The 6,422-nt window shown below is 75.8% G+C and carries 6 protein-coding genes; 5 read left to right on the forward strand and 1 reads right to left on the reverse strand.

The annotated features are described in order from the left end of the window. Positions 1-2 precede the first annotated feature (2 nt). Entirely contained in the window at positions 3-1,760 is a 1,758-nt protein-coding gene (locus tag FHE66_RS06340) for a lipase family protein (protein WP_139072129.1), read from the reverse strand. Between the two features lie 95 nt (positions 1,761-1,855). On the opposite strand from FHE66_RS06340, the gene FHE66_RS06345 reads away from it, so the two are divergent. The 5 genes from FHE66_RS06345 to FHE66_RS06365 form a co-directional block, all read left to right on the forward strand. After that, the gene (locus tag FHE66_RS06345; RefSeq protein WP_255303620.1) at positions 1,856-2,536 is read left to right on the forward strand and encodes an NAD-dependent deacylase; all 681 of its coding nucleotides are present in this window, start codon (positions 1,856-1,858) and stop codon (positions 2,534-2,536) included. 44 nt (positions 2,537-2,580) lie between these two features. Then, positions 2,581-4,311, forward strand: a complete 1,731-nt coding sequence (locus tag FHE66_RS06350; RefSeq protein WP_139072131.1) for a cell wall metabolism sensor histidine kinase WalK — start codon at positions 2,581-2,583, stop codon at positions 4,309-4,311. 108 nt (positions 4,312-4,419) lie between these two features. Beyond that, entirely contained in the window at positions 4,420-5,001 is a 582-nt protein-coding gene (locus FHE66_RS06355; protein WP_139072132.1) for an alternate-type signal peptide domain-containing protein, read from the forward strand. Positions 5,002-5,044: 43 nt separating this feature from the next. Further along, positions 5,045-5,551 (forward strand): alternate-type signal peptide domain-containing protein, encoded by a 507-nt coding sequence (locus FHE66_RS06360; protein WP_139072133.1) that lies wholly within the window; start codon positions 5,045-5,047, stop codon positions 5,549-5,551. Continuing rightward, the coding region (locus tag FHE66_RS06365; RefSeq protein WP_139072134.1) for a hypothetical protein at positions 5,548-6,422 on the forward strand (875 nt) is incomplete at its 3' end. The genes FHE66_RS06360 and FHE66_RS06365, both read left to right, overlap by 4 nt.

A 6,422-nucleotide genomic window follows, 5' to 3' on the forward strand; every position in this document is an offset into this window, starting at 1 on the left:
AGTCAGCTGCCAGGGCACCCCGCCGGCGCCGGTACCCCGGCGAGACGGTCCGCCGTCCACGCGAGGAGCTCGGGCACGAGCGGGGAGTCCGCGGCGACGAGGGAGAGGTGGTCGCGGCCGGGGTAGGTCCGGTGGTCGACGCCGACCCCCGCCGCACACAGGCGCTCGACGTACCCGCGCTGCACCTGAGGGGTGATGAGGGAGTCGGCACCGCCCTGCGCGAGGAGCAGCGGAGCGGTGATCGTCGCCGGCGGCTCGTTCTGGGCCAGCCGCTCGCCGAACGCGCCGCTCGCCGGGTCAGCGGCGAGGATGGTCGGCTCCTGGGACACCGCCAGCGCGGTGAGGACCGAGGCGAGCACACCCGGTGAGGCGAGGCAGCGCTGCGCCATCTGCCGGACGATCACCTCGGCGCCGGGCCGGACGTACTCGCGGTAGGTGACGTCGTCGTACTCGGCGGTGTACGCGGCGGCGACGAACGAGGCGATGACGCTGCCCCCGGGCGCGTCGGCGAGGCTGCCGACCAGCCCGCGCAGGTCGCTCGCCGGGGCGAGGGCGGCCACCCCGGCGATGTCGAGCTCCGGGGCGTACTCATCGACGACGGCGCCCGACCACAGTGCCGCACCGCCTCCCTGGGAGTGGCCCCACAGCACTGCCTGCTCGCCGAGGTCGGCCTCCTCGAGCTCGGCGGCCGCCCGGACGGCGTCGAGCGACGCCGTCGCCGTGTCCGGGCCGATGAGGTAGGGGTGCGGTCCGGTGGTGCCCAGGCCGAGGTAGTCCGTGGCGACGAGCGCCCACCCCCGGTCGAGGACCTCCGGCAGGACGAGCAGCGCGCCGGACTCGAACGGCTCGGCCGCGAGCGAGGGCGCGCAGTGCTGGGCGACGCCCGTCGTCCCGTGGCTCCACCCGATGACCGGCCACGGGCCCTCGCCCTCGGCGGGCACGACGACCAGCCCGCTGGCGACGGCGGCGCTGCCGTCACCGCGGGTGGTCGTGTACAGGATTCGCCAGCCGGTGCCGCCGGGAGGCACACCGCGGGTGAACGGCTCGGCCCGGACGAGCCGGCCCGGGTCGTCGGGCAGGTCGCGCGGCGCGGCGTAGAACGGGTCGGTGACGGTCGAGCCCTCCCGCAGGGCGGCGCTCGCGGCGACGGCACCGACCGCGACGACGACGGCGAGGACCGCGGCGACCGCCCGGCCGCGCGGCCGACGGCCGCCTCGGGGTGCGGGGGAGCGGCGGGCGCCGAGGGTCGCCCAGCCGAGCGCGAGCCCGGTCATGAGCAGCCGGGCGCCGAGCACGACCGACACGGCGAGGGCGGTGATGTCCGGCCACACGAGCGCGAGCACCCCGAAGACGACGCCGGCCACGCCGAACGCACCGTCGGCGACCCGGTCGTTGGTCGAGGTGTCACGGCGGGCGGCGGCGACGAGCCGTACCGCGCCGTCGAGCACGAGGCCGACGCCGACGGTGAGCGCGAGGAGGCGGACGGTGAGCCCGGGCAGCAGGAGCACGACCGCGCCGGCGGCGGCCCACAGCACGCACGTGGCGACGGCGCGCCACGACCCGGCGCGCCCCGTGACGAGCTCGGTGAGGCCCTGGAGCAGCAGACCTGCGCCGATGACGAGCGCGAGCACGCCCAGTGAGGTCGCCGGGCGCAGCAGCGTGAGGACGCCGAGCACGACGAGGACGACGGCGAGCGCGAGGCGCAGCCAGGCGGGCGCGGCGCCGACGAGGTGGCGGATCCGGCGCAGTGGAGGTCTCACGACCACACCGTAGCGGCGCGCCGGGCGTGCAGGATCCGGCACTCGGCGGGGGAGGAGGGGAGTGAGAGGGGAGTCATAATGTCGGGGTGCGGGTTGTGGTGCTCACGGGAGCCGGGATCTCGGCGGAGTCGGGCGTGCGGACGTTCCGGGACGACGGCGGGCTGTGGGAGGGCCACGACGTCAACGCCGTCGCCACGCCCGAGGGCTTCGCCCGCGACCGCGAGCTCGTCCAGCGCTTCTACGACGCCCGCCGGCGCTCCCTCGCCCACGTCGAGCCCAACCCCGCCCACCTCGCCCTGGCCCGCCTCGAGGAGGAGCTCGGGGAGGACCTGCTCGTCGTCACCCAGAACGTCGACGACCTCCACGAGCGCGCCGGGTCACGGCGCGTGGTCCACATGCACGGGGAGCTGCTGCGTGCCGCGTGCGAGGCGTGCGGGTCCCGCCCCCGCTGGGAGGAGGACCTGCTGCCCTCACCGCCCTGCCCGGTGTGCGGCGCGCGGGCGCTGCGCCCCGACGTCGTGTGGTTCGGCGAGGTGCCCTACGAGCTCGACCGCATCGGCCGCGCCGTGAGCGGGTGCGACCTGTTCGTCTCCGTCGGGACCTCCGGCTCCGTCTACCCCGCCGCCGGGTACGTCTCGCTCGCCGCGAGCAGCGGGGCGCACACCCTCGAGCTCAACCTGGAGCCGAGCGAGGGCTCGCGCTTCTTCGACGAGGTCCGCACCGGGCCCGCCGGGCGCCTCGTGCCGGAGTGGGTCGAGGAGCTGCTCGGCGGCTGAGCGGGCGCCACGGTGGCCCCGGGGGCTGCCCGTAGGCTCGGCGGATGTCCGGTCACCACGTCCCCGCCCCCGCCGACGGCGGCCACCACCGTTTCGTCGTCCTCGGCCGGCAGCTGCCGTTCACCGGTGTCTTCGGCGTGCTCGTCGTCGCGGTCATCCTCTGGCGTGAGCACGCCGAGCTGCTGCCCGGAGCCGTGCTCGTCGCGATCGGCATCAGCGCGGTGGCGACCGTCCTCGCCGCCGCGGCGCCCTGGCCCCGCCTCCCGCGGTGGACCGAGGCCACGGTGCCCCTGCTCGACATGGCCGCCGTCGTCGCGCTCCTGAGCAACGGGACCCGCGCCTCGGTGCTCATCGTCCTGCCCGTCCTGTGGCTGGCCCGGATGGGCCGGACGGGCACGGTGGTCGCGGTCCTCACCGGGGTGGCCGCGTCGACGAGCGTGGACGTCGTCACGGCGCTCGAGCGCGGCGCGCTGGTCATCGGACCGGACAACGCCTCGCGGTTCTTCATCGTGCCGGCGGTCGTCATCGCGGTGGCCTGCTACCTCGGCTTCGCCGAGGACCGTGCAACCAGCCGCAGCGCGCTCCTCGCGAGGCAGAACGCGCTCGTCGCGCGCCTCCTGGAGGAGACGTCCCAGGACCGGGCCCGCCTCGAGGGCGTGCTCGACACGATCGACGCGGGCGTCGCCGTCGTCGGCCCGGACGGCCGGATCGTCGTCGCCAACCGCTCCCTCGAGACGGTGACCGGCGGGCGGGCGGTCCCCGGGGCCCCGATCACGGTCATCGCCGAGCACCTCTACCTGGCCGACGGCCTCACCCCCGTGGGCGAGGAGCGGCTGCGCAGCGTCGCTACCGGTGAGGCGGTGGACCGGCGGGTGGTGTGGTGGGCGCCGGCGGCCGACGAGCGCACCGCCTTCCGTGTCTCGGCGGGCCCGCTGCCCGGCCCTGACGGGCGCAGCGACGGCGCCGTCCTCGCCCTCCACGACGTCACCGGCGAGCTGCAGGCGCTCTCCGAGCGCGAGGACTTCGTCTCCTCGGTCTCCCACGAGCTGCGCACCCCGCTCACCTCGGTGACCGGATACCTCGACCTCGCGCTCGACGACCCCGATCTGCCACCCCACCTGCGCACCTACCTCGACGTCGCCGACCGCAACGCCGGGCGGCTGCGCATCCTCATCGACAACCTCCTCACCGCCGCCCGCACGGGTGCCGACGTCGCCTCCCGCGAGCCCGTCGACCTGCGGTCCGTCGTCGCCGACGTCGTGGAGTCCCAGACCCCGCGCGCGGACGACCGGGACATCACCGTCGAGGTCGCCGCGGAGGGCGACGCCGTCGTCGCCGGCGACGTCGGACGCCTCACCCAGGTGGTCGACAACGTCGTGTCCAACGCCGTGAAGTACACCCGCCCCGGCGGCCACGTGCGCATCGAGCTCGTCGGCGCGCCGAGGCGGCGCGTGCGGCTCACCGTCACCGACGACGGCCCCGGGATCGCCGCCGACGCGCAGCAGCGCCTGTTCTCACGCTTCTACCGCGCGCCCGAGGTGCGCAACGGCCCCGTCCAGGGCACGGGCCTGGGCCTGCACATCAGCCGGCAGATCGTCGAGGCGCTCGGCGGCACCATCGCCCTGCGCTCCGGGCCCGGCAGCGGGACGAACGTCGACGTGCTCCTCCCCGCGTGGAACGACGACGGGCAGGCCGCCGGACCGCGCCCGCCGCGCCCCGAGCGGACGCACGAGGAGGACGTGGCACCCGCCCCGGCCGGGCCGGAGCGATCCTGAGGAACTCCTGAGGTCGACCCGCGGGGACGCGCAGGGGTGGTTGAGGTGGGCGCGGGAGTGTGTGGTCAGTGCCGGGGAGTCCGGCTCCTGACCTGAAGGGCATCGATCATGATCTCTCGTTCCTCCGCTCGCGTTCGTCATTCCTCCGCCGGCTGGAAGGCCGTGGCGGCCGCCGGTGTGGGGGTGGTGCTGCTGGGCGCCGGTGGCGTGACCTTCGCACAGTGGTCCGACACCCAGGCCGCGGCCGTGGACACCGCGATCCGCTCCGGCGTGCTGGACCTCGAGGGTGGGACTGGCTCGTGGACCAACGTCGTCGGCACGGACGTGACGGCGGCGGTGGCCGCGGGCCGCTACGAGGTCGTGCCGGGGGATGCGCTGACCTACCGCGAGACGCTGTCGGTGGAGGCCAGCGGGGACCTGCTGCGGGCCGCGGTGTCGCACAACCTGCGCGAGCTGGGCGGGGACGGGGAGCTGCGCGGCCGCCTGGCGGCGTCCTCGGCGATGAGCCTGAACGGACAGCCCGTCTCCGGTGCCTCGGCCCCGGTGGTGGCCACCGGCGCGGACCAGACGGTGGAGGTGTCGGTGACCGTGACGTTCGACGAGACCACGGCCGGCCTGGTCGGGCAGGGACAGAGCGTCAACCTCGGCGGGCTGGACGTCACCCTCACCCAGACCCCCGTCGTCGGCTGACCCACCCGACACCCCACCCGCCGTCCCGGAGAGGAGGACCACCGTGCCCAGCAGACTCACCCGCGCCGCCGTCGCCGCAGGCCTGGCCACCGTCCTCCTCTCCGGCGGTGGCACGACGCTCGCCGGCTGGAACGACGCCGAGCAGCGTGACCTCGCGGCGGTGAGCGCAGGCGAGCTCAGCGTGGAGCCGCTCGCCGCCGCGACCGTCGTCCTGCGGCCGGGCACCACCCAGCCCCTGCCCGCAGGCACCGCCCTCGTCCCGGGCGACGTCGTCCGGGTGACCTCGACCGTCCGGGTCGCGGCCTCCGGTGACCTGCTCACCGGCCGCCTCGCCCTCGACACCACCGCCCTGCGCGGCCTCGGTGGTGCGACCGTCACCGTGACGACGCCGCTGCCCGGCGCGGGCCCCCACCGCTGGACCGTCACCCCCGAGCACGACGGCGCCCGGACGACCGCCGTCGTCGAGCTCACCGTCCCGGCCGGTCTCCCGCAGCACATGACGCTCGACGCCGGCGCCCTGCGATGGACCCTCACCCAGGAGATGCCATGACGGTCGAGCGGCCCACCGCCGTCGTGCTCCTCCTGGCCCTCCTCCTCGGCGGCGCCCTCGTGCTGCGCCCCTCGGGCACGACGCTCGCGGCATGGAGCGACGAGGTCGTGGTCACCGTCCCTGCGCTGCGCACCGGGGGAGTGCGCGTCGACGTGGCGCCGTCGGGCTCGACGAGCGCCACCATCGCGATGTCCGGTGACGTCCACGGGACCTGGCAGCCCAGCGCCGTGCGGGTGGGCGTGGACGGCCGCGCCCTCACCGGCAGCGACCTCGCGGGCTCGACGATCGAGTACCGCCTCGCCACGGCGGGCGGCACCTGCCCGAACGGCGGCGCCCCCGCGTTCACCGCGAGCCCGAGCGGCGCGGGAACCTCCTTCACCGTCACCGGCCAGCAGATCACCGGGGCCCGGACCCTGTGCCTCACCTTCGTGCCCTCGGACAAGGTGCGCGCCGAGCTGGGCGGGCGCGCCCTGTCCTTCGCGACGAGCGTCACCGGCCTGGCCGCCGGCTCCTCGGCGTGGACCGCCTCCACGGCGTGGTCCGCCACCCAGCAGCTACCGGCGGCTCCGCGCGTCACCGGCCCCACCTGCTCCCGCGGCTTCCTCAACCAGTTCGTCACCCTCTCCTGGGAGTGGGACCGCGCGGGCCTGGCGCAGAACGCCGCCCGCTTCAGCCTGCAGGTCGACGACCGCGGGACCTGGCGCGAGGTCGGCACCGCGTCGGTGAGCAGCCGGCCCTCGGCCACCCTGAGCCCCTACCAGTTCGACGTCGTCACGTTCGACACCTACTCGGTCCGGGTGGTCGCCGTCCTGGCCGACGGCACGACGATCCCCTCCTCGACGACGGTGAGGGTCCGCGTCGAGCGGGTCGG

This window comes from Georgenia sp. 311, from assembly GCF_006151955.1.
GTDB lineage: Bacteria > Actinomycetota > Actinomycetes > Actinomycetales > Actinomycetaceae > Oceanitalea > Oceanitalea wutianyii.